The sequence below is a fragment of the Streptomyces sp. NPDC050528 genome (genome assembly GCF_044457795.1).
GTDB lineage: Bacteria > Actinomycetota > Actinomycetes > Streptomycetales > Streptomycetaceae > Streptomyces.
This window is the reverse complement of the sequence record NZ_JBITHH010000006.1, coordinates 227325-247726: the sequence shown is the minus strand read 5'-3', so window position 1 is coordinate 247726 and position 20402 is coordinate 227325. Positions and strand designations below refer to the sequence as shown.

Here is a 20402-nt window from a genome sequence, read left to right as displayed (position 1 = left end):
ACCGACCGATGAAGATCACATTCCTGCTGACCACGGCCGACGCCGTGGGCGGCACCGAACGCGCGGTGTTCAACCAGGCGTCGGAACTCGCCGCCCGCCACGACGTACGGGTGCTCAGCGTCTTCAAGAGCAGGCCGGCCCAGTTCTTCACCCCGGACGAACGCGTCCGCCTCGACCACCTGGTCGACCTCACCGCACGCACCCCCCGCCCCACCCGCGCGACCACCGTGGACGACTCGGTGTGGGCCGGGCTCGCCGCGCAGCCCAGCCAGATCGTCGACCGGGCCTGGGAGTCCGCCTTCAACCGGCTGGCCGACCTGGAACTCGAACTCGCCCTGCAGGACACCGACACCGACGTCCTGATCACCACCACCCCGGCGCTGATGGCCCTCGCCGTCCAGCTCGCACCGGCCCACGTCATCACCGTCCACCAGGAGCACCGGGTCTCCGAACTCCGCGGCACCAGCGGCGAACCGCTGCGCCGCTACGCCGCCCGGCTGGACGCGCTCGCCGTGCTCAGCGAACGCACCCGGGACTGGTTCGCCGAGACCCTGGGCGACGCCGCGCCCCGGCTGGAGGTGGTGCCCAACGCCCTGCCCAGCGGCTTCCGGCCCCGCTCCACCTTGCAGACCCGCACCGTCGTGATCGCCGGCCGGCTCGTGGCCGAGAAACAGATCGACCACGCCGTCACCGCCTGGGCCACCGTGGCCCGCCACCACCCGGACTGGCAGCTGCGGATCTTCGGCGACGGCCCGCTCAGCGGCGCCCTGCGCCGGCAGATCGACACCCTCGGACTGCACGACTGCGTCCAGCTCAACGGCAACTCCCCCCACCTCGCGGAGGAGTGGGCCAAGGCCGGCATCGCCACCCTCACCTCCCGCAACGAGGCCTTCGGCCTGGTCCTCGCCGAGGCACACGCCGCGGGCGTCCCGGTCGTCTCCTACGACTCGCCCAACGGCCCCCGCGAAGTGGTCATCGACGGACAGACCGGCGTCCTGGTCCCGCCCGGCGACACCGACGCCCTGGCCTCGGCCCTGATGCTCCTCATCCAGGACGGCGAACTGCGGCAGCGGATGGGCGCCGCGGCGCTCGCCTCCGTCAACCGCTTCGCGCCCGCCGTGGTCACCGCGCACTGGGAGCGCATCCTCCACGAACTCGTCGCCGAGCGGGACACCGGCCGCCGGGCCGTCACCAAGGCCGAACGCCAGGCCGTGCACGCCTACTACGGCGGAGCCGACGGCATCGTGCCCGCCGCGGTCCCCGCCCCGGCCACCACCGTGCGCACCTCCGACCAACGGGCCCTGGAACAACGGCTCCTGAAGCGGCGCGGCACGGTCAGCGACGGCGGCCAGGTCTGCCGGCTGCTGGACTGGGAGTCGCCCTGGGACGTCGTCCAGCAGAACCTCGCCCTGGTCGCGAACGCCCTCGAAGCCGCCGACATCCCCTACCTCGTCGTGCGCGACCACCTCGTCCGGCACACGGTCGCCGTGCACGCCGTACACCGCGAGGCGGTCTTCAAGGCGCTCGCCGAGCGGTACGCCACCGAGCCGGTCTACGCGGCCGTGCTCAACGAGGGCCAGAAGACGGTGGCCACTGTCCTCGCCGGACTCGTCGCGCCGTACGCCGGCGAGACCTCGTCCGGGGTGCGGATCTACCAGAACGTGGTCTCGCCCTCGCGCATCCTGCGCCTCGGCGCCGTCTACGGCTGCACCGTCTCCTTCTGGGAACACGACCCCGAGGACGAGACCCACCTCAAGGCGCCCGCCCGCACCCTGATCGGCGACCGGGTGCCCAACAGCGCCATGTACCGGAGCACGCTGACGCTGGGGGGCCGCCCCTACCCGACGATCCACGCCTTCGGGCAGACGCTCCACGGAGACGTCACCTTCCCCGTGGACGCCGTCTACACGTGGGTGAACGGCTCCGACCTCGCGTGGCTGGAACGGAAGAACGCCGTGCTGGCGGCCCTGGGCATGGAGACGGAGGACGCGGCGACGAGCGCGGCGCGCTTCCGGGACCGCGACGAACTGCGGTACTCCCTGCGCTCCATCGACATGTACGCCCCCTGGATCCGGAACATCTACATCGTCACCGACCAGCAGATCCCGCACTGGCTGGACCTCTCCCACCCACGGATCCGCGTCGTGGATCACACCGAGATCTTCGGCACCCGGGGCGCGCTGCCCACGTACAACTCCCATGCCATCGAGAGCCAGTTGCACCACATCGACGGCCTCGCCGAGCACTTCCTCTACTTCAACGACGACGTGTTCGTCGGGCGGACCCTGCAGCCCAGCATGTTCTTCCACGGCAACGGGCAGGCCAAGCACTTCATGTCGCCCACCTCCGTCCCGATGGCGCCGCCCTCCTACGACGACGAGTTCAACATCAGCGCCGCGAAGAACAACCGTGCCCTGGTGGAGCACTCCTTCGGACAGACGCTGGTCCACTCGTTCCTGCACGCCCCGCATCCGCTGCGGCGCAGTGTCCTGGCGGACATCGAGGAGAACTACCAGCAGGCGGTCGCGACCACCGCGGCCAACCGGCTGCGCGACCACAGCGACATCTCGGTCGCGTCCTCGCTGCACCACTACTACGGCTTCCACACCCTGCGCAGCGTGCCGGGCAGCATCTCGTGCGGCTTCGTCAACGTGGGGCTCAGCGAACACCAGCCGCGGCTGAGCCGACTGCTGACGGCCCGCCCGCACGACGTGTTCTGCCTGAACGACTACCACGACGGCGATGTGCCCGAGGACGAACAGGACGCGACCCTCAGGGCCTTCCTGCCGAGCTACTTCCCGGTGCCGAGCCAGTTCGAGACCGGATCGCTGCGCAACCAGCGCGCCCACGCGGGCTATCTGCCCCCCTGGCCGCTGTGACGCCCGGCACCCCGGCACTCCACCGCCCGTCCGCCCGTCCGCAGCCGAGGGAACACCGCCATGCAGTCCGCTGAGGGAAACACACCGCACGCCTCGCTCCTCCAGGTGCTGGCACACCCGGACGACGACCTCTACTTCATCAACCCCGACCTCCAGCGGGCGCTGGAAGCGGGGCACCGGGTGACCAGCGTGTACCTGACGGCCGCCGAGGCCGACGGGCGCAACATCGACACCCGCGACCCGCACCGCCTGGACAGCCCGCCGGACTACCCGGGCTACGCGGAGGCCCGTCAGCAGGGGCTGCGCGCGGCCTACGCGACCATGGTGACGGGCAAGCGCGAGAGCGAGTGGGCACGGGACGTCGTCTCGTTCTCGACCGGAGTCACCGCCGAGCGCTCCACCCTGCTGGCGGCACCGCACGTCCAGCTGTTCTTCTTCGGGCTGCGCATGGTCGACGACCGGCACGGGTTCCCGGCCGACCGCCCGGCGGCCCGGCTTGCCACCCTGTGGACCGGGCAGTCCGGCACCCAACTCACCCTGAACGCCGCGGAGTCCCCGCTGCGGCAGCCGCAGGAACTCACCCGGGACGCGCTGCTCGGCTCCCTCGTCGAGGTGCTCCGCCACACGCGGCCCGACCACTTCTGGACCATGGACCCCGACCCCTGGCACACGGCCTGGGACGAGAAGCGGGGACCGACGTCCAGCGACCACCAGGACCACACCGCGACCGCCCAGTTCGCGCTGGCCGCCCTGGAGCACTACGTCGCGGAGGGCGGCGTGCCCCCGCTCGTGGACCACTGCGTCGGCTACGGCAACAAGCTCTGGCCCAGCAACCTCACCGAGCACGCCTGGGCCGAGAAGAAGCGCGTGGTCGAGGTGTACACATCGGCCGACGGCCACGACTGCCGCCACCGATACTGCGGCGACCGGCAGTTGTCCGACGGCTCCGACATCCGCCGCTACGGCTGGAGCACCCGGGCCCGCTACGAGGGCGGCACCGACTGGCTCCACCTCCAGGCCGACGGGCGGCTCGCCGCGTACGCCGTGCTCGGCGGCCGGGTCGCGGTCTGGACCGAGGGCGTGCCGGGCGGCGACAACTGGGGCCGGCCGGCCTTCCTGCCCGGGGCCGGTCTGACGCCGGCCCTGTCCGTCGCCCCCGACCGCGCCGGCGGCGTGCACCTCGTCGGCCTGCGCCGCACATCGGGGCCGGGCGGTCAGGTGGACGTGGAGGTCGTCCGCATGTGGCGGCAGGCCCACACCGGGGCCGTGGCGCCCTGGGAGGAGGTCGGCAACCCCAACGCGCGGTCCAACGACTGGCAGCGCTGCCGGGAGGTCGGCGTACCCGAGGCCGTGACCGACCCCTCGGGACGGCTGCACGTCTTCATGCGGAACTTCGGATCCGGGATCAGCGCCCGCCGCGAGACCGGCGAGGGCTGGGCCGCCTGGGAGGACCTGGGCGGCCGCGGCATGCAGGACTGTCTCACCGCGGTCCTGAAGTCCACCGGCCGGATCCAGCTGTTCGCCGCGAACCGCGTCGGCGGCGTGCACTGGTACCAGGAGGACGTGTACGGCCCGTACCAGCTCCAGGACGGTGTGACGACGGCCGACCCGGACGCCTGGCGGCCCGCCGGCGGTCTCACCCCCGTGCAGATCGGCCGCTCCCGCATGGCGTTCTTCTACCGCGAGGAGGACTCCGGCGAGGTGATGTGCGTCCGCCAGCGGCCCGACGGCCGGTGGAACGGACAGGCCGAACGGCTCGGCGGGCACGGCGGGACCGGCCGGATCGCCGCCCTGAGACAGCTCACCGACCGGCACGACTCCCTCGTGCTGGCCCGCCGCAACGCCCACAACCGGCTGAGCCTGGCGGTCCTGCCCACCCAGGGCCGGCCGCAGGCACCGGACTGGTTCGACCACGACGTGCTGATCGCCCGTCCGCCCGCCCTCGCGCTGGACCACGCGGGCCGGGTCGTGGTGGCGGTGCTCGGCACGGACGCGCGACTGCGCGTGATGCGGCAGAACACGCCGGACGTGGCCGACGGCTTCGGACCCCCGGTGATCGTGTGACCGGCTCCGACAGCGGGCGCGCAGGACATCGGGAAAACGTGAGGAACACATGAGCAAGATCTGCATCATCGGGAACTCGGTGGCCGCCTCGCGGACCGAGGAGGAGGCACCGCTGGCCGGCTGGGGCCAGTACCTCGGCACGTTCCTGGGCGGCGACCACGAGGTGCGCAACTACGCCCGCGACGCCATGACGTTGCGCGGCTACTTCACCGAGCGCCTCGCCACCCTCCTCTCCGTCCTCAACCCCGGCGACCTGGTCCTCATCGCCTTCGGCAACGTCGAGCAGCGCGTCAACCAGCCCGAACGCCACCACGGGCCACGGGAGTTCAAGGAGTACCTGCGCCTGTACGCCCAGGCCGTCCAGGCCGAGGGAGCCCTCCCCGTGCTGGTCACTCCGGCGGCGCGCTGCACCTTCGACGAGGCCGGTAACGTCCTGGACACCCATGACGGATACCCCGAACTCACCCGCGAGGCCGCGGCCGAGACCGGCGCCGCACTGATCGACATGACCGCGTTCACCACCACGATGCTCGCGGAACTCGGGCCCACCCGGGCCCGCCGGCTCTATCGCTGGCTGGATCCCGGCGAGCACCCGAACCACCCCGACGGCATCATCGACTCCAGCCACTTCAACGAGGCGGGAGCCCGCGAGGTGGCCCGGCGGCTGGCCGCGTCCGTCCTGGACAACCCGGGCCTGCCGCGCGACCTGGTCGACCCGCAGCGGCTGGCCCCCGACACGTTTCCCGCGGTCCTCGCCGAGTTCACCGTGAGCCGCCCCGAACTGGCCCTCACCATGCAGCCGAGCCTGCCGGACCCGCCGGTCTTCACCTCGCCCGCACCCGGCGAGCCGGTCGGCGCCGCCCGCAGACTGACCGGCAAGGCACCGGCCGGGACCGACTACGTCCTCTTCTACGAGCAGGGCCGCTACCTCGGCGGCACCTCCGTCGCCCCCAGCGGGACCTGGCAGTGGCGCCGGGTCGTCAACTGGCCGGCCGGTCCGCACACCGTCGAGGTGCTCGGGGTCGCGGGCAACAGCGTCTCCCGGACCTCCGCCGTGGACTTCCACGTCCTCGACCGGCTGGAACCGCCGCAGATCGTGGGCCCGAGGCCGAACGCCTGGTGCGGTCCGCGCCCCCGCTTCTCCGGCAGGGCGGCCCCCGGCGTCACGAAGGTCATGGTGCTGGAACACGGCAGACTCATCGCCCAGGCACCCGTCCAGGACGACGGAACCTGGCGGGTCACCCACGCCCACGACTGGCGGCCGGGCACCTACACGGTCGAGTTCGTGGCGGTGTTCAGCGCCATCCACTCGGCGCCCGCGCCCCTGACCCTGCGCGTGCATGGCATCCCCGAGGACAACTGGCTGCACACGTCGCTGTCGTCCCGCGAACCCTGCTCCGGCAGCTGCGAGCACTACCCGGCGATGCCGACCTGGTGAGCCACCGGCACGGAACGGCAGAGGGCCTCCGCCCAAGGCGGAGGCCCTCCCCAACTCACGTCCGTACGACGGTGGTTACGCCGGAACGCTCGCCACACCCGGCGCCAGGAACGGCTTGCCGTTGACCCGCTGCGACACACCCTCCCGGTCCAGGTACGGCGTGATGCCGCCCAGGTGGAAGGGCCAGCCGGCGCCCGTGATCAGGCACAGGTCGATGTCCTGCGCCTCGGCGACGACACCCTCGTCGAGCATCAGCCCGATCTCCTGCGCGACCGCGTCCAGGACCCGGTCCCGCACCTGCTCCTCGGTCAGCACCGAGTCGCCCTGCTGGAGCAACGCCGCGACCTCGGGGTCGAGTTCGGGCTTCCCGCTGTCGTAGACGTAGAAGCCGCGCTTGCCCGCCTTGACGACGGCCGCGAGGTTCGGGGAGACCGTGAAGCGGTCCGGGAAGGCCCGGTTGAGGGTCTCCGAGACGTGCAGACCGATCGCCGGACCGACCAACTCCAGCAGAACCAGCGGGGACATGGGCAGCCCGAGCGGTTCCACGGCCTTCTCGGCGACGGCGACCGGGGTGCCCTCGTCGATGACGTTCTGGATCTCGCCCATGAAGCGGGTGAGGATGCGGTTGACGACGAACGCCGGGGCGTCCTTCACCAACACCGCTGTCTTCTTCAGCTTCTTGGCGACGGCGAAGGCGGTGGCCAGCGACGCGTCGTCGGTCTGCTCACCGCGCACGATCTCCAACAGGGGAAGAATCGCAACGGGGTTGAAGAAGTGGAAGCCCACGACCCGCTCGGGGTTCTTGAGCTTCGACGCCATCTCGCTCACCGACAGCGAGGAGGTGTTGGTGGCGAGGATCGCGTGCGCCGGGGCGACCGCCTCGACCTCCGCGAACACCTGCTGCTTGACGCCGATCTCCTCGAAGACGGCCTCGATGATGAAGTCCGCGTCGGAGAAGCCCTCGGCCTTGTCCAGCACACCGGTGACCAGGGCCGTGAGGCGGTTGGCCTTGTCCTGGTTGATACGGCCCTTGCCGAGCAGCTTCTCGATCTCGGCGTGGACGTAGCCCACACCCTTGTCGACGCGCTCCTGGTCGATGTCCGTGAGGACGACCGGCACTTCGAGGCGGCGCAGGAAGAGCAGGGCGAGCTGCGAGGCCATCAGACCGGCGCCGACCACACCCACCTTGGTGACCGGACGCGCCAGCGACTTGTCGGGCGCACCCGCCGGACGCTTGCCGCGCTTCTGCACGAGGTTGAACGCGTAGATACCGGCGCGCAGTTCGCCACCCATGATCAGGTCGGCGAGGGCCAGGTCCTCGGCGTCGTAGCCCTGTTGGAGGTCGCCGTTCTTCGCGGCCCCGATGATGTCGAGGGCGCGGTAGGCGGCCGGGGCGGCCCCGTGCACCTTGGAGTCGGCGACGAAACGGCCCTTGGCGACGGCCTGGTCCCAGGCCTCGCCGCGGTCGATCGCCGGACGCTCGACCTTGATGTCGCCCTTGAGAACGTTGGCCGTCCAGATCAGCGACTGCTCCAGGAAGTCGGCGCCCTCGAAGAGCGCGTCGGCGATCCCGAGGTCGAAGACCTGCTGGCCCTTGAGCTGCTTGTTCTGGTTGAGGCTGTTCTCGATGATCACCGAGACGGCCTTCTCCGCGCCGATCAGGTTCGGCAGCAGCGTGCAGCCGCCCCAGCCGGGGACCAGGCCGAGGAAGACCTCGGGCAGCGAGAACGCCGCGATGTGCTTCGACACCGTGCGGTACTCGCAGTGCAGACCGACCTCGACACCGCCGCCCATGGCCGCGCCGTTGTAGTACGTGAAGGTCGGTACCGCGATGTCCGCGAGGCGCTTGAAGACCTCGTGGCCGCCCTTGCCGATGGCGAGCGCGTCGTCGTGGTTCTTGAGGAGCTCGACGCCCTTGAGGTCCGCGCCGACGGCGAAGACGAACGGCTTGCCGGTGATGCCGACACCGACGATCTCGCCGGCCGCCGCCTCCTTCTCGACCTGGTCGATGGCGGTGTTCAGGTTCGCCAGCGAGGCCGGGCCGAAGGTGGTCGGCTTGGTGTGGTCGAAGCCGTTGTCCAGCGTGATGAGCGCGAACCGCCCCGCGCTGTACGGCAGTTCGAGGTGACGGACGTGCGCGGACGTCACGACCTCGTCCGGGAACAGCTCGGCCGCACCCTTCAGAAGCTCGGTGGTGGTGCTCACTTGTCCCCCTCGAAGTGCGGGTTCTCCCAGATGACCGTGGCGCCCATGCCGAAGCCGACGCACATCGTCGTCAGGCCGTAGCGGACGTTCGGCTGCTCCTCGAACTGCCGGGCCAGCTGCGTCATCAGACGCACACCCGACGAGGCCAGCGGGTGACCGAAGGCGATCGCGCCGCCGTACTGGTTGACGCGCTCGTCGTCGTCCGCGATGCCGTAGTGGTCGAGGAAGGCCAACACCTGGACGGCGAAAGCCTCGTTGACCTCGAAGAGGTTGATGTCCTCGATACCGAGACCCGCCTTGGCGAGCGCCTTCTCGGTCGCGGGGATCGGCCCGTAGCCCATGACCTCCGGCTCGACACCGGCGAAGGCGTACGAGACAAGCCGCATCTTCACCGGCAGATTGTGCTCGCGTGCGAAGTCCTCGCTGGCGATGATCGAAGCGGTGGCACCGTCGTTCAGCCCGGCCGCGTTACCGGCGGTGACCCGCCCGTGCACACGGAACGGCGTCTTCAGACCAGCCAGGTTCTCCAGGGTGGTCCCGGGCCGCATGGGCTCGTCGGCGGTCACAAGCCCCCAACCCACCTCGCCCACCTGGTCGTTGGTGTTGCGCACCGAGATCGGGACCAGGTCCTGCTGGATCTTGCCGTTGGCGTACGCCTTGGCGGCCTTCTCCTGCGAACGCACCGCGTACTCGTCGGCACGCTGCTTGGTGATGTGCGGGTAGCGGTCGTGCAGGTTCTCCGCGGTCATGCCCATGAACAGAGCGGAGTCGTCGACCAGCTTCTCGCTCACGAAGCGCGGGTTCGGGTCCACGCCCTCGCCCATCGGGTGACGGCCCATGTGCTCGACACCACCGGCGATGACGGCGTCGTAGGCACCGAACGCGATGGAGCCCGCGGTGGTCGTGACGGCGGTCAGCGCGCCCGCACACATGCGGTCGATCGAATAGCCCGGGACGGACTGCGGCAGCCCGGCGAGAATGCCCGCGGTCCGCCCCAGGGTCAGCCCCTGGTCACCGATCTGCGTGGTCGCGGCGATCGCGACCTCGTCGATCTTCGCGGGGTCGAGACCGGGGTTGCGGCGCAGCAGCTCCCGGATCGCCTTCACGACGAGGTCGTCGGCCCGGGTCTCGTGGTAGATGCCCTTCGGGCCCGCCTTGCCGAACGGGGTACGGACGCCGTCTACGAAGACGACATCCCTGACGGTACGAGGCACGATTGGCTCTCCTCCAGGGTGCGGGATCGGCACTGCTGCGATGCGCTGAGCGCGCGCTCAGTACCCATGCTACTTACGAGTAACCAAGCTGCCCAGTCCCGGGGCCCCAAGCGGCGAACGTCACACTCCAACGACCTCTTGCGCCCTACATGCCTGCACATGTCGCCCAAGGATCTTGGCGTGATCTCGCCGTTCCCGGCCCAGCTGACGCGCGCCCCAAAGGGGCGCGGGGCTGTGCCGATTTGCGGCTCCGCCGCGCGGGCGCGACCAGCCACCTCGACACCCCGGTCGCGCTTCCGAGGCCCTTGTCTTTAGGGGCGCGGGGAACTGCGCGACCAGCCACAACGGACCCGCACCCGCAAAAACGCACAACCCCTACGGCGCCTTCGCGGTCAACGCCTCCACCAATACCGGCGCAACCTGCTCGACCTGCCAAGCCCGAGCCCCATACCCGGCAAGAGCCGCCCCCACAGACTCCACATCCACATGCTTCGGCGGCTCCCAACAAACCCGCCGCACAGTATCCGGAGTAATGAGGTTCTCCTGAGGCATGTTCAGCCCCTCGGCCACCGCAGACACCGCAGCGCGCGCCGCAGACAACCGAGCCGCAGCCTCAGGATCCTTGTCGGCCCACGCACGCGGCGGCGGCGGCCCGGTAACCGGCTGCCCAGGCTGCGGCAGCGCGGAGTCGGGCAGGGCCTTGGCCCGATCAACAGCCGCCTGCCACTGCTCCAGCTGCCGCCGCCCCATCCGATGCCCGAACCCGTTCAACGCGGCCAGCGCCTGCACATCGACGGGAAGAGAGAGCGCGGCCTCGACAATCGCCGCGTCCGACAACACCTTCCCCGGCGACACGTCCCGCCGCTGCGCGATCCGGTCCCGCGTCTGCCACAGCTCCCGCACGACACCGAGCTGCCGACGCCGCCGTACCTTGTGCATCCCGGACGTACGACGCCACGGATCCTTGCGGGGCTCGGCGGGCGGCGCCGCCGCGATCGCGTCGAACTCCTGCCGGGCCCAGTCGAGCTTGCCCTGCCGGTCGAGTTCCTTCTCCAGCGCGTCCCGCAGATCGACGAGGAGTTCGACGTCGAGGGCGGCGTAGCGCAGCCAGGGTTCGGGCAGCGGGCGGGTGGACCAGTCGACGGCGGAGTGCCCCTTCTCCAGGACGAAACCGAGCACACTCTCGACCATCGCGCCCAGTCCGACCCGCGGGAATCCGGCGAGCCGACCCGCCAGCTCGGTGTCGAAGAGCCGCGTCGGCACCATGCCTATCTCGCGCAGACACGGCAGGTCCTGGGTAGCGGCGTGCAGCACCCACTCGACGCCGGAGATAGCCGCACCGAGGCCCGACAGGTCGGGGCAGGCCACGGGGTCGATCAGTGCGGTGCCCGCGCCCTCACGGCGCAGCTGAACCAGATAGGCACGCTGCCCGTAGCGGTAGCCGGACGCGCGCTCGGCGTCGACGGCCACGGGACCCGTGCCGGCGGCGAAGGCCGCGATCACCTCGGCGAGGGACTCCTCGTCGGCGATCACGGGCGGAATGCCCTCCCGGGGCTCAAGCAAAGGGATCGGCGCCGTTTCGACGTCGTCCGGAGGGGCGCCTCCGGTGGTTCGCAGTGAGCTGTCTGCTGCGGTTTCTTGGGCGTCGGTCACCTGTCAAGGGTATCCGTGTATGGACAACGCCCGCCGACGGAACGTTCCGTCGACGGGCGTCTGGGGGTCGTAAACCAGTCAGGTAAGTGAAAGATCCGGTTCACGGCTCGAAGGGGGAGCGGAAAGGGGAGCCGAAGGGGAGGTGGGGGACGGGGTGGAGGGGCGGCGGGACGGGGTCAGTGGATGATTCCGGTGCGCAGCGCCACCGCGACCATGCCGGCGCGGTCACCCGTGCCGAGCTTGCGGGCGATGCGGGCGAGGTGGCTCTTGACGGTCAGTGCGGACAGGCCCATGGAGACGCCGATCGCCTTGTTCGACTGGCCCTCGGCGACCAGACGCAGGACCTCGACCTCACGGCCGGACAGTTCGCGGTAGCCACCCGGGTGGCTCGGGGAACCCGGGGGGCGGCGGTGCATACGGGCGGCGGCGGAGCCGATGGGGGCGGCGCCGGGCCGGGTGGGGAGCCCGACGTTGGTGCGGGTGCCGGTGACGACGTAGCCCTTGACGCCGCCCGCGAGGGCGTTGCGCACGGCACCGATGTCGTCGGCGGCGGACAGGGCCAGGCCGTTGGGCCAGCCTGCGGCTCTGGTCTCGGAGAGCAGGGTGAGACCGGAACCGTCGGGAAGGTGGACGTCTGCCACACAGATGTCGCGGGGGTTGCCGATGCGGGGACGAGCCTCCGCGACGGACGAGGCCTCGATGACGTCGCGCACACCGAGCGCCCACAGGTGGCGGGTGACGGTGGAGCGGACGCGCGGGTCGGCCACGACCACCATGGCGGTCGGCTTGTTCGGGCGGTAGGCGACCAGGCTTGCGGGCTGCTCGAGGAGAACGGACACCAGGCCTCCTGGGGTGTGGGACGACTTTCAAGGTCACAGTCGTCTTCGGCACCAAACCCCAGGTCCTTTAGAGAAAGATCACGATTTAGTGAGTAGCAATCAGTGCAATTCGGACACGCTGTCGATCGTTCGGTGAACGAAACGGCTCGTTCGATGGGCCACTCCTGATTGAAAGTGGCCGTATCGACAAAGACACCGGAAGTGGTCGGTAAGACCTCGGTGTGCCTCGGGTAAGGCTCAGCGTGACTGCGGGCCCCGGCGCTGCGGCAGCGTGACGATGGACGCGTCGCCCGGACCCGCCGGCGGCAGGCCCGCGACCTGGGCCAGCAGATCGCACCAGGAGGCCAGATGTGCCGCCGTGTCCGGTACGCCGCCGAGCCCCTCGCGCGGTGTCCACGAGGCACGGATCTCGATCTGCGAGGCGGACGGCCGCTCGGACAGTCCGCCGAAGTAGTGGGAGCTGGCCCGTGTGACGGTGCCGCTCGGCTCGCCGTACGTCAGTCCGCGCGCCTGGAGCGCGCCGGTCAGCCATGACCAGCACACGTCGGGCAGCAGCGGGTCCGCCGCCATCTCCGCCTCCAGCTCCGCGCGCACCAGCGTCACCAGCCGGAACGTGCCGTGCCAGGCGTCGTGCCCGTCCGGGTCGTGCAGCAGCACCAGCCGGCCGTCGGCCAGGTCCTGGTCGCCGTCGACGACGGCGGCCTCCAGCGCGTACGCGAACGGGGCGAGCCGCTGGGGAGCGGGCGTCGGATCGATCTCGATCTGCGGCCTCAGCCGACTGTTCTTCAGGGCCTGGACCGCGGCCTGGAAAGCCGGCGGAGCCCCACCGCCCCCATCCCGGTCCCCCTCCTTGGAGTCGTCCATCCCGTCAGCGCCATCCGACAATCGTCCCTGAGCCGCAGCCATGCGGGAAGATTAAGGGGAACGGAGGCATCGTGCGGGACTAGACACCCGCTCTTCGGCTCAGCACACCGTGTAATCGCGTTCTGGCGCCGTGCGAGACTTGCCCCGTGAGTGCCAACCAGAGCCCCGCGGGCCAGCAGCCGACCGCCACTTACGACTCCGCCTTCATGAAGGCGTGCAGGCGTGAACCCGTGCCGCACACCCCGGTGTGGTTCATGCGGCAGGCCGGGCGCTCACTGCCCGAGTACCACAAGGTGCGCGAGGGCATCCCCATGCTGGAGTCCTGCACGCGGCCCGAGCTGGTCGCCGAGATCACGCTCCAGCCGGTGCGCAGGCACAAGGTGGACGCGGCGGTCTACTTCAGCGACATCGTCGTCCCGCTCAAGGCCATCGGCATCGACCTCGACATCAAGCCCGGCGTCGGCCCGGTCGTCGAGAAGCCGATCCGCACCCGCGCCGACCTGGACCGGCTCCGCGACCTCACCCCCGAGGACGTCTCCTACGTCACGGAGGCCATCGGCCTGCTGACCGCCGAGCTCGGCCCGACCCCCCTCATCGGCTTCGCCGGCGCCCCGTTCACCCTCGCGAGCTACCTCATCGAGGGCGGCCCGTCCCGCACGTACGAGAACGCCAAGGCGATCATGTACGGCGACCCCGAACTGTGGGCCGACATCCTCGACCGCCTCGCCGACATCACGGCCGCCTTCCTCAAGGTCCAGATCGAGGCGGGCGCCAGCGCCGTCCAGCTCTTCGACTCCTGGGCCGGCGCCCTCGCCCCGGCCGACTACCGCCGCTCGGTCCTCCCCGCCTCCGCGAAGGTCCTCAAGGCGGTCGAGGGCTACGGCGTCCCCCGCATCCACTTCGGTGTCGGCACCGGCGAGCTGCTGCGGCTGATGGGCGAGGCCGGCGCCGACGTCGTCGGCGTCGACTACCGCGTCGCGCTGGACGAGGCCGCCCGCCGGGTCGGCCCCGGCAAGGCCCTCCAGGGCAACCTCGACCCGGCCGTCCTGTTCGCCCCCACGGAGGCCGTCGAGGCGAAGACCCGCGAGGTCCTCGAAGCGGCGAAGGACCTGGAGGGCCACATCTTCAACCTCGGGCACGGCGTGATGCCGAACACCGACCCGGACGCGCTCACCCGGCTCACCGAGTACGTCCACACCCAGACGGCCCGATAAGCGCGCTCACCACGTGTGCCGGGGCCGCGCCCGCCTGCCGAACAGCAGGCCGCGCGGTTCCGGCGGCGGGGGAGTGCCCGCCTTGAGCGGCCAGGCGAGCACCATGCCCACGAGGAACCCGACGACATGCGCCTCGTACGCCACCGTGCCCGCGTCGGAGACGCCCTCGCCGGACGAGTAGAACGCCTGGAGCACGAACCAGAAGCCCAGCACCAGCCAGGCGGGCAGCCGTAGCGGCAGGAAGAACAGGAACGGCACCAGGACCCACACCCTGGCCTTCGCGTACAGCACCAGATACGCGCCCAGGACTCCGGCGATCGCTCCGGAGGCGCCGATCAGGGGGTCGGCCGAGTTGTCGTTGAAGAGCGCGAAGCCGTAGCCCGCCGCGTAACCGCACGCCACGTAGAAGAGCGTGAAGCGGATGTGGCCCATGCGGTCCTCGACGTTGTTGCCGAAGATCATCAGGAACAGCATGTTGCCCAGCAGGTGGATCCAGCTGCCGTGCAGGAACATCGCGGTGAAGACGCTCAGCGGGGCCGACTTGTCGTAGGTCGGCGGTCCCGCCGCGCAGCTCGCGCCGCCGGGGCCCGCCTGGACGGCGCCCGTCGGGACCAGCTGTGGCATCTGATGGTGGATCAACTCCCTTGGTACGGCCGCGTAGTGGTCCAGGAACGCCTGGAGATGGCACAGCTGCGAGAGGTCGCTGCCGCCCGCCACGGAACCCGCCATTCCGGGTGTGGACAGGAAGACGAGCACGTTCGCGGCGATGAGCGCATACGTCACCCAAGGGGTGCGGCGCACCGGGTTCACGTCATGGACGGGGATGACCACAAGGGATTAGTGCCCCCGATCCGCGCGGCGAACCGGTGAACACCGCCGTCCGCCTGTGCGTATGACTCCTCAACCGCCCGCGGTGCGGGGAAGGCGTGTCGCGGGGACGACGTGAGGAACAGGCGATGAACGACCGTATTTCCCCTCAGATGACCGCCACGCCCGACGGCGAGGCCGAGATCTCCCTGGTGGTGCGCCTCCCCTGGGAGGACGTCGCCCGGCTCGGCCAGGAAGCGGGACGCCTGGCCGCGCAGATGCAGCGGCCGGTGACCCTGGACGAGGCGGTGAGCAACCGGCTGCGGTCCAACGCGCTGGGCGCCCATGCCAAGCCGGCCGCCATGGTGCCGCCGAGCGCGTCCGTCTCGTCGCTGCCCGCCAGGCCGCCGGCCGAGCAGGCACGGCAGGCCATAGACCGCATCAACGGCACGGCGTAAACGCTTTACCGCAGGCCCGCCTGGATCTTGGCGGCCGCCTTTCGGGCCGCCACCAGGACCGGGTCCCACACCGGCGAGAACGGCGGGGCGTAGCCCAGGTCCAGGGCCGTCATCTGTTCCACCGTCATACGGGCCGTGAGGGCGACCGCCGCGATGTCGACCCGCTTCGCGGCGCCCTCCCGGCCGACGATCTGCACGCCCAGGAGACGGCCGGTACGGCGTTCGGCGAGCATCTTCACCGTCATGAGGGCGGCCTCGGGGTAGTAGCCCGCGCGGCTGGTCGACTCGATCGTGACCGTCTCGAACTGCAGGCCCGCGCGGTGCGCGTCTTTCTCGCGCAGCCCGGTACGGGCGATCTCCAGATCGCACACCTTGCTCACGGCCGTACCGACCACCCCGGGGAAGGTCGCGTAACCGCCGCCCACATTGGTGCCGATGACCTGCCCGTGCTTGTTGGCGTGCGTCCCCAGGGCGATGTGCCGCTCCTGCCCGGAGACCAGGTCGAGCACCTCCACACAGTCGCCGCCGGCCCAGATGTTCTCGTGCCCGCGCACCCGCATCGCCAGGTCGGTGAGCAGCCCGTCGTGCTGCCCGACCGGCAGCCCGGCCGCCTTCGCGAGCGAGGTCTCCGGCCGGACACCGATCCCCAGCACCACGACGTCCGCCGGGTACTCCGCGTCCTTGGTGACCACCGCCCGCACCCGCCCGTCGTCCCCGGTCAGCACCTCGGTGACCTGGGCGTCGTCGACCATGGTGATGCCCAGGCCCTCCATCGCCGTGTGCACCAGCCGCCCCATGTCCGGGTCGAGCGTGGACATCGGCTCCTTGCCCCTGTTGACGACGGTCACGTCATACCCGCGGTTGACGAACGCCTCCGCCATCTCGACCCCGATGTACCCGGCCCCGACCACCACGGCACGACGCCCACGCGTGCGTGCCAGCGAGTCGAGCAGCGCCTGCCCGTCGTCGAGCGTCTGCACCCCGTGCACCCCGGGCGCGTCCACCCCGGGCATGTCGGGCCGGATCGGCCGCGCCCCGGTCCCGATCACGAGCTTGTCGTACGACGTCCAGGACTCCTCCCCGGAATCGACGTCACGCGCGCGTACCCGCCCGCCCGCGACGTCGAGCTCCACGACCTCGGTACGCATCCGCAGGTCGATGTCGCGCTCGCGGTGCTCCTCCGGGGTGCGGGCGATCAACTCCTCCGGGGCGGACACGTCACCGCCCACCCAGTAGGGGATGCCGCACGCCGAGTACGAGGTGAAGTGGCCGCGCTCGAAGGCGACGATCTCCAGCTCGTCCGGCCCTTTCAGACGGCGGGCCTGCGACGCCGCGGACATGCCCGCGGCGTCTCCGCCGATGACGACCAGTCGTTCCCGGGTACCCCTCGCACGGCTCATGCTCATGCGAACACGCTACGGGGACCGATCATTTCAGTCCTGCCTGCCCTCCTCCTCAGGTCGTACCGGACGGGCTTCCGGGAGTGGTCCCACCCCGGTGGCCGCCGGCACGGTCGCCGCCCGGCGCGGCCGTACGAGACGGAGCCACACGACGAGTGCCAGGGCCGCCACGGCAGCGAACGGCAGGACCGCGCCGAGTGACAGGGCGATCCAGCGCAGCATCGTCACGAAGACGTGCCAGCCGCCCGCCACGGCGTCCACGAAGCCGGGGCTGTCGTCCTTCGCGGCGGCCTTCGCGACCGGGGTCTGCGACTGGGACAGCGTGATCGTGGCCAGGCTGGTGCGGTCCTTCAGGGAGGCCTGTTGGGCGAGCAGTGCCTCCAGGTCGGACTCGCGGGCGCTCAACTCGCCCTCCAGCTCCACCACATCGCTCAACTTGGTGGCCCGGTCCATCAGTTCACGCACGCGTGCCACGCTGGCCCGCTGCGAGGCGATGCGGCTCTCCACGTCCACGACCTGGTCGGTGACGTCCTGCGCCTTCGCGGTCCGCGAGAGCAGCTTGCCCGCGCCCTCCAGGTCGGCGAGGACCTCGTCGTACTTGTTGCTGGGCACCCGCAGCACGACCCGCGTGCGCTCGTGGCCCTGTCCGTCGCGGCTGGTGGACTCGTTGCCGACGAACCCGCCCGCGGTCTCCGTGGTGGTGCGGGCCTCGTCGAGGGCCTTCGGTACGTCCTTGACCCGCACGGACAGCGAGGCCGTACGGATGATGCTGCTCGCGGTGAGCTTGGGTACCGCCTTGGTGTTCCGGGCGTTGCCGCTGCCGGACGCGCCCTCCTGCCGGCCGGCGTCCGGGGCGACGGCCTTGGCGCCCGCGCCGGAGTCGCTGGCGCTCTTGTCGCTCGCGCCGGCGCTGCACCCGGCCAGCGCGAGCGCCGAGGCAAGGAGCAGGCTGGCGAGGGCCTGGACGGGTCGTACGGAGAGTCGTGCGCGCATGGTGTGGGTACCCCCGAGGTTCGTCGTGACGACTGACGCACCTTCGACGCCGGGACCGGGCGGGACGTTGGCGGGAAACGGTCCCGATGCGGTCACGGTCGGGACTCGCACCGGACACCGCGCCGGACACCGGGCCGGAGTCGGACTGTCAGTGGGGTCTGAGAGGCTGGGTGCATGCGTGAAGTGGAGACCCGTACGGGCACAGGGCATGTCGTCGTGATCGGCGCCGGGATCGGCGGGCTGGCCGCCGCACACCGGCTGCTGGACAGAGGCGTGCGCGTGACCGTCGTCGAGGCGTCGGAGCGGGTCGGCGGCAAGCTGCTGCCCGGCGAGATCGCGGGCGCCCGCGTGGACTTCGGCGCCGAGTCGATGCTGGCCCGCCGCCCCGAGGCCGTCGCCCTGGCCCGCGAGGTGGGCCTCACCGACCGCCTCCAGGCGCCCGCCACGGCCACCGCGTCGATCTGGACCCGGGGTGCGCTGCGCCCCATGCCCAAGGGCCATGTCATGGGCGTCCCCGGCACCGCGTCCGCCCTCTCAGGAGTCCTCTCGGACGAGGGCCTGCACCGCATCGAGCGCGACGCCGACCTGCCCCGCACGGAGGTCGGCGACGACGTCGCGGTCGGCGAGTACGTGGCCGCACGCCTGGGCCGCGAGGTCGTAGACCGCCTCGTCGAACCCCTCCTGGGCGGTGTCTACGCGGGCGACGCGTACCGCATCTCGATGCGCTCGGCCGTCCCGCAGCTCTTCGAGGCCGCGAAGACACACGACTCCCTCACCGAGGCCGTCCGGGGCATCCAGGAGCGCGCCGCCGCCGCACAGCAGACCGGCCCGGTCTTCATGGGCATCCAGGGCGGAGTGGGCCAACTCCCGCTCGCCGTCGCGGAGTCGGCACGCGCGCGGGGCGCCGAGATCCTCACCGGAACACCGGTGACGGAGCTGCGCCGCACCGGGACATCGGGCTGGCGGGTCGTCGCCGGAGACCGCGTGCTGGACGCCGACGGAGTGATCGTCGCCGTCCCCGCCCCGGTCGCCGCCGAGCTGCTGCGCCCCGAAGCACCGGGCGCCGCCGCCGAGTTGGCCGCCGTCGAGTACGCCTCGATGGCTCTGATCACCCTCGCCTATCGCCGCGCGGACATCGAACTCCCCGAAGGCAGCGGCTTCTTGGTGCCCCCGGTCGACGGCCGCACCATCAAGGCGTCCACCTTCGCCTCCCAGAAGTGGGGCTGGATCGCCGACGAGAACCCGGACGTGCTGGTCCTGCGCACCTCGGTGGGCCGCTACGGCGAGACGACGATCCTGGAGCGCGACGACGCCGGCCTGGTCGACGTCTCCCGGCACGACCTGCGCGAGGCGACGGGCCTGGACGCCGAGCCCCTCGCGACCCGCGTCACCCGCTGGACGGACGGCCTGCCCCAGTACCCGGTGGGCCACCACGCGCGCGTGGCCCGCATCCGCGACCACGTGGGCAAGCTCCCCGGCCTGGCGGTCTGCGGCGCGGCGTACGACGGCGTAGGCATCCCGGCGACCATCGCGAGCGCGTACGCGGCCGTGGAGCGGCTGACCGGTGACCCGGTGCCGAGCGCCTCCGGCGGAGCGGGAGAATAGCCCCATGAGCGACGACGCCCCCACCACCGAGTCCGGCCGTGTCCCGAACAAGGGCAAGCTGGCCAAGGACCTCAACGAGGTCATCCGCTACACCCTGTGGTCCGTCTTCAAGCTGAAGGACGTACTGCCCGAGGACCGCGCCGGATACGCCGACGAGGTCCAGGAGCTGTTCGACCAGCTCGCCGCGAAGGACGTGACCGTCCGCGGCACGTACGACGTCTCGGGCCTGCGTGCCGACGCCGACCTCATGATCTGGTGGCACGCCGAGACCGCCGACCAGCTGCAGGAGGCGTACAACCTCTTCCGCCGCACGAAGCTCGGCCGCGCCCTGGAGCCGGTCTGGTCGAACATGGCGCTGCACCGCCCCGCCGAGTTCAACCGCTCGCACATCCCGGCCTTCCTGGCCGACGAGACCCCGCGCAACTACATCAGCGTGTACCCGTTCGTGCGCTCCTACGACTGGTACCTGCTCCCCGACGAGGACCGCCGCCGTATGCTCGCCGACCACGGCAAGATGGCCCGCGGCTACCCCGACGTCCGAGCCAACACGGTCGCCTCCTTCTCCCTCGGCGACTACGAATGGCTCCTCGCCTTCGAGGCCGACGAGCTCTACCGCATCGTCGACCTCATGCGCCACCTCCGAGCCTCCGAGGCCCGCATGCACGTCCGCGAGGAGGTCCCCTTCTACACGGGCCGCCGCAAGGACATCGGCGACTTGGTAGCCGGCCTCGCGTAGTCGTTTTGTCTTTAGGGGCGCGGGGCTGTGTCG

General features: G+C 70.9%; 15 protein-coding genes. 7 read left to right on the top strand and 8 right to left on the bottom strand.

Going from position 1 to position 20402, the window contains the following annotated elements; translation table 11 throughout:
- Positions 1-8: 8 nt before the first annotated feature.
- The 3 genes from ACIBK4_RS22600 to ACIBK4_RS22590 are packed head-to-tail and all read left to right on the top strand — an operon-like array spanning position 9 to position 6381.
- Positions 9-2879, top strand: a complete 2871-nt coding sequence (locus tag ACIBK4_RS22600) for a stealth conserved region 3 domain-containing protein (protein WP_398996822.1) — start codon at positions 9-11, stop codon at positions 2877-2879.
- Positions 2880-2939: 60 nt separating this feature from the next.
- The gene (locus tag ACIBK4_RS22595; protein WP_398996820.1) at positions 2940-4943 is read left to right on the top strand and encodes a PIG-L family deacetylase; all 2004 of its coding nucleotides are present in this window, start codon (positions 2940-2942) and stop codon (positions 4941-4943) included.
- A gap of 49 nt (positions 4944-4992) precedes the next feature.
- A complete protein-coding gene (locus ACIBK4_RS22590; RefSeq protein ID WP_398996818.1) occupies positions 4993-6381 on the top strand; it encodes a GDSL-type esterase/lipase family protein in 1389 nt (462 codons plus the stop codon).
- A 75-nt stretch (positions 6382-6456) separates the two neighbouring features.
- On the opposite strand, the gene ACIBK4_RS22585 is transcribed toward ACIBK4_RS22590, so the two are convergent.
- The 5 genes from ACIBK4_RS22585 to ACIBK4_RS22565 all read right to left on the bottom strand — a co-directional run bounded on the left by ACIBK4_RS22585 (position 6457) and on the right by ACIBK4_RS22565 (position 13156).
- Positions 6457-8586, bottom strand: a complete 2130-nt coding sequence (locus tag ACIBK4_RS22585) for a 3-hydroxyacyl-CoA dehydrogenase NAD-binding domain-containing protein (RefSeq protein WP_366429310.1) — start codon at positions 8584-8586, stop codon at positions 6457-6459.
- Positions 8583-9800 (bottom strand): thiolase family protein, encoded by a 1218-nt coding sequence (locus tag ACIBK4_RS22580; protein WP_390160514.1) that lies wholly within the window; start codon positions 9798-9800, stop codon positions 8583-8585. Before ACIBK4_RS22580 ends, ACIBK4_RS22585 begins: the two co-directional genes overlap by 4 nt.
- A 375-nt stretch (positions 9801-10175) precedes the next feature.
- Complete coding sequence (locus ACIBK4_RS22575) at positions 10176-11453, bottom strand: HRDC domain-containing protein (RefSeq protein WP_398996815.1); 1278 nt, start codon at positions 11451-11453, stop codon at positions 10176-10178.
- A 176-nt stretch (positions 11454-11629) separates the two neighbouring features.
- Positions 11630-12292: a response regulator transcription factor gene (locus ACIBK4_RS22570; protein ID WP_030605794.1), complete on the bottom strand. Its 663-nt coding sequence runs from the start codon at positions 12290-12292 to the stop codon at positions 11630-11632.
- Between the two features lie 237 nt (positions 12293-12529).
- A complete protein-coding gene (locus ACIBK4_RS22565; RefSeq protein ID WP_366429312.1) occupies positions 12530-13156 on the bottom strand; it encodes a DUF3000 domain-containing protein in 627 nt (208 codons plus the stop codon).
- A gap of 146 nt (positions 13157-13302) precedes the next feature.
- Between ACIBK4_RS22565 and hemE the strand changes: the two genes are divergently transcribed.
- Positions 13303-14370 carry a uroporphyrinogen decarboxylase gene (gene hemE, locus ACIBK4_RS22560; protein WP_398996812.1) on the top strand — a complete coding sequence of 356 codons (1068 nt, stop codon included), beginning with the start codon at positions 13303-13305 and terminating at the stop codon, positions 14368-14370.
- A gap of 6 nt (positions 14371-14376) precedes the next feature.
- Here hemE and ACIBK4_RS22555 read toward each other — a convergent pair whose 3' ends face one another.
- The gene (locus ACIBK4_RS22555) at positions 14377-15201 is read right to left on the bottom strand and encodes a rhomboid family intramembrane serine protease (protein WP_398996810.1); all 825 of its coding nucleotides are present in this window, start codon (positions 15199-15201) and stop codon (positions 14377-14379) included.
- Between the two features lie 125 nt (positions 15202-15326).
- Here ACIBK4_RS22555 and ACIBK4_RS22550 point away from each other — a divergent pair, with 125 nt between their 5' ends.
- On the top strand, positions 15327-15635 hold the full coding sequence (locus ACIBK4_RS22550; RefSeq protein ID WP_398996808.1) for a hypothetical protein: 309 nt from the start codon (positions 15327-15329) through the stop codon (positions 15633-15635).
- A 5-nt stretch (positions 15636-15640) separates the two neighbouring features.
- On the opposite strand, the gene ACIBK4_RS22545 is transcribed toward ACIBK4_RS22550, so the two are convergent.
- Complete coding sequence (locus ACIBK4_RS22545; protein WP_398996806.1) at positions 15641-17041, bottom strand: FAD-dependent oxidoreductase; 1401 nt, start codon at positions 17039-17041, stop codon at positions 15641-15643.
- Between the two features lie 27 nt (positions 17042-17068).
- On the bottom strand, positions 17069-18028 hold the full coding sequence (locus ACIBK4_RS22540) for a DUF4349 domain-containing protein (protein WP_398996804.1): 960 nt from the start codon (positions 18026-18028) through the stop codon (positions 17069-17071).
- A 174-nt stretch (positions 18029-18202) separates the two neighbouring features.
- On the opposite strand from ACIBK4_RS22540, the gene hemG reads away from it, so the two are divergent.
- Together hemG and hemQ are read left to right on the top strand one after the other, a co-directional pair.
- Positions 18203-19633, top strand: coding sequence for a protoporphyrinogen oxidase (hemG, locus tag ACIBK4_RS22535; RefSeq protein WP_398996802.1), 1431 nt, complete (start codon positions 18203-18205; stop codon positions 19631-19633).
- 4 nt (positions 19634-19637) lie between these two features.
- Positions 19638-20369, top strand: a complete 732-nt coding sequence (gene hemQ, locus ACIBK4_RS22530) for a hydrogen peroxide-dependent heme synthase (RefSeq protein WP_201050709.1) — start codon at positions 19638-19640, stop codon at positions 20367-20369.
- The last annotated feature ends 33 nt before the right edge of the window (positions 20370-20402 follow it).

Excerpts from the sequence above, each read along its gene's own strand:
- ACIBK4_RS22540 (WP_398996804.1), bottom strand. The coding sequence starts at position 18,028 with ATGCGCGCACGACTCTCCGTACGACCCGTCCAGGCCCTCGCCAGCCTG.
- hemQ (WP_201050709.1), top strand. The coding sequence starts at position 19,638 with ATGAGCGACGACGCCCCCACCACCGAGTCCGGCCGTGTCCCGAACAAG.
- ACIBK4_RS22595 (WP_398996820.1), top strand. The coding sequence starts at position 2,940 with ATGCAGTCCGCTGAGGGAAACACACCGCACGCCTCGCTCCTCCAGGTG.
- hemG (WP_398996802.1), top strand. The coding sequence starts at position 18,203 with ATGCGTGAAGTGGAGACCCGTACGGGCACAGGGCATGTCGTCGTGATC.
- ACIBK4_RS22600 (WP_398996822.1), top strand. The coding sequence starts at position 9 with ATGAAGATCACATTCCTGCTGACCACGGCCGACGCCGTGGGCGGCACC.
- ACIBK4_RS22590 (WP_398996818.1), top strand. The coding sequence starts at position 4,993 with ATGAGCAAGATCTGCATCATCGGGAACTCGGTGGCCGCCTCGCGGACC.
- ACIBK4_RS22550 (WP_398996808.1), top strand. The coding sequence starts at position 15,327 with ATGAACGACCGTATTTCCCCTCAGATGACCGCCACGCCCGACGGCGAG.
- ACIBK4_RS22545 (WP_398996806.1), bottom strand. The coding sequence starts at position 17,041 with ATGAGCATGAGCCGTGCGAGGGGTACCCGGGAACGACTGGTCGTCATC.
- ACIBK4_RS22565 (WP_366429312.1), bottom strand. The coding sequence starts at position 13,156 with ATGGACGACTCCAAGGAGGGGGACCGGGATGGGGGCGGTGGGGCTCCG.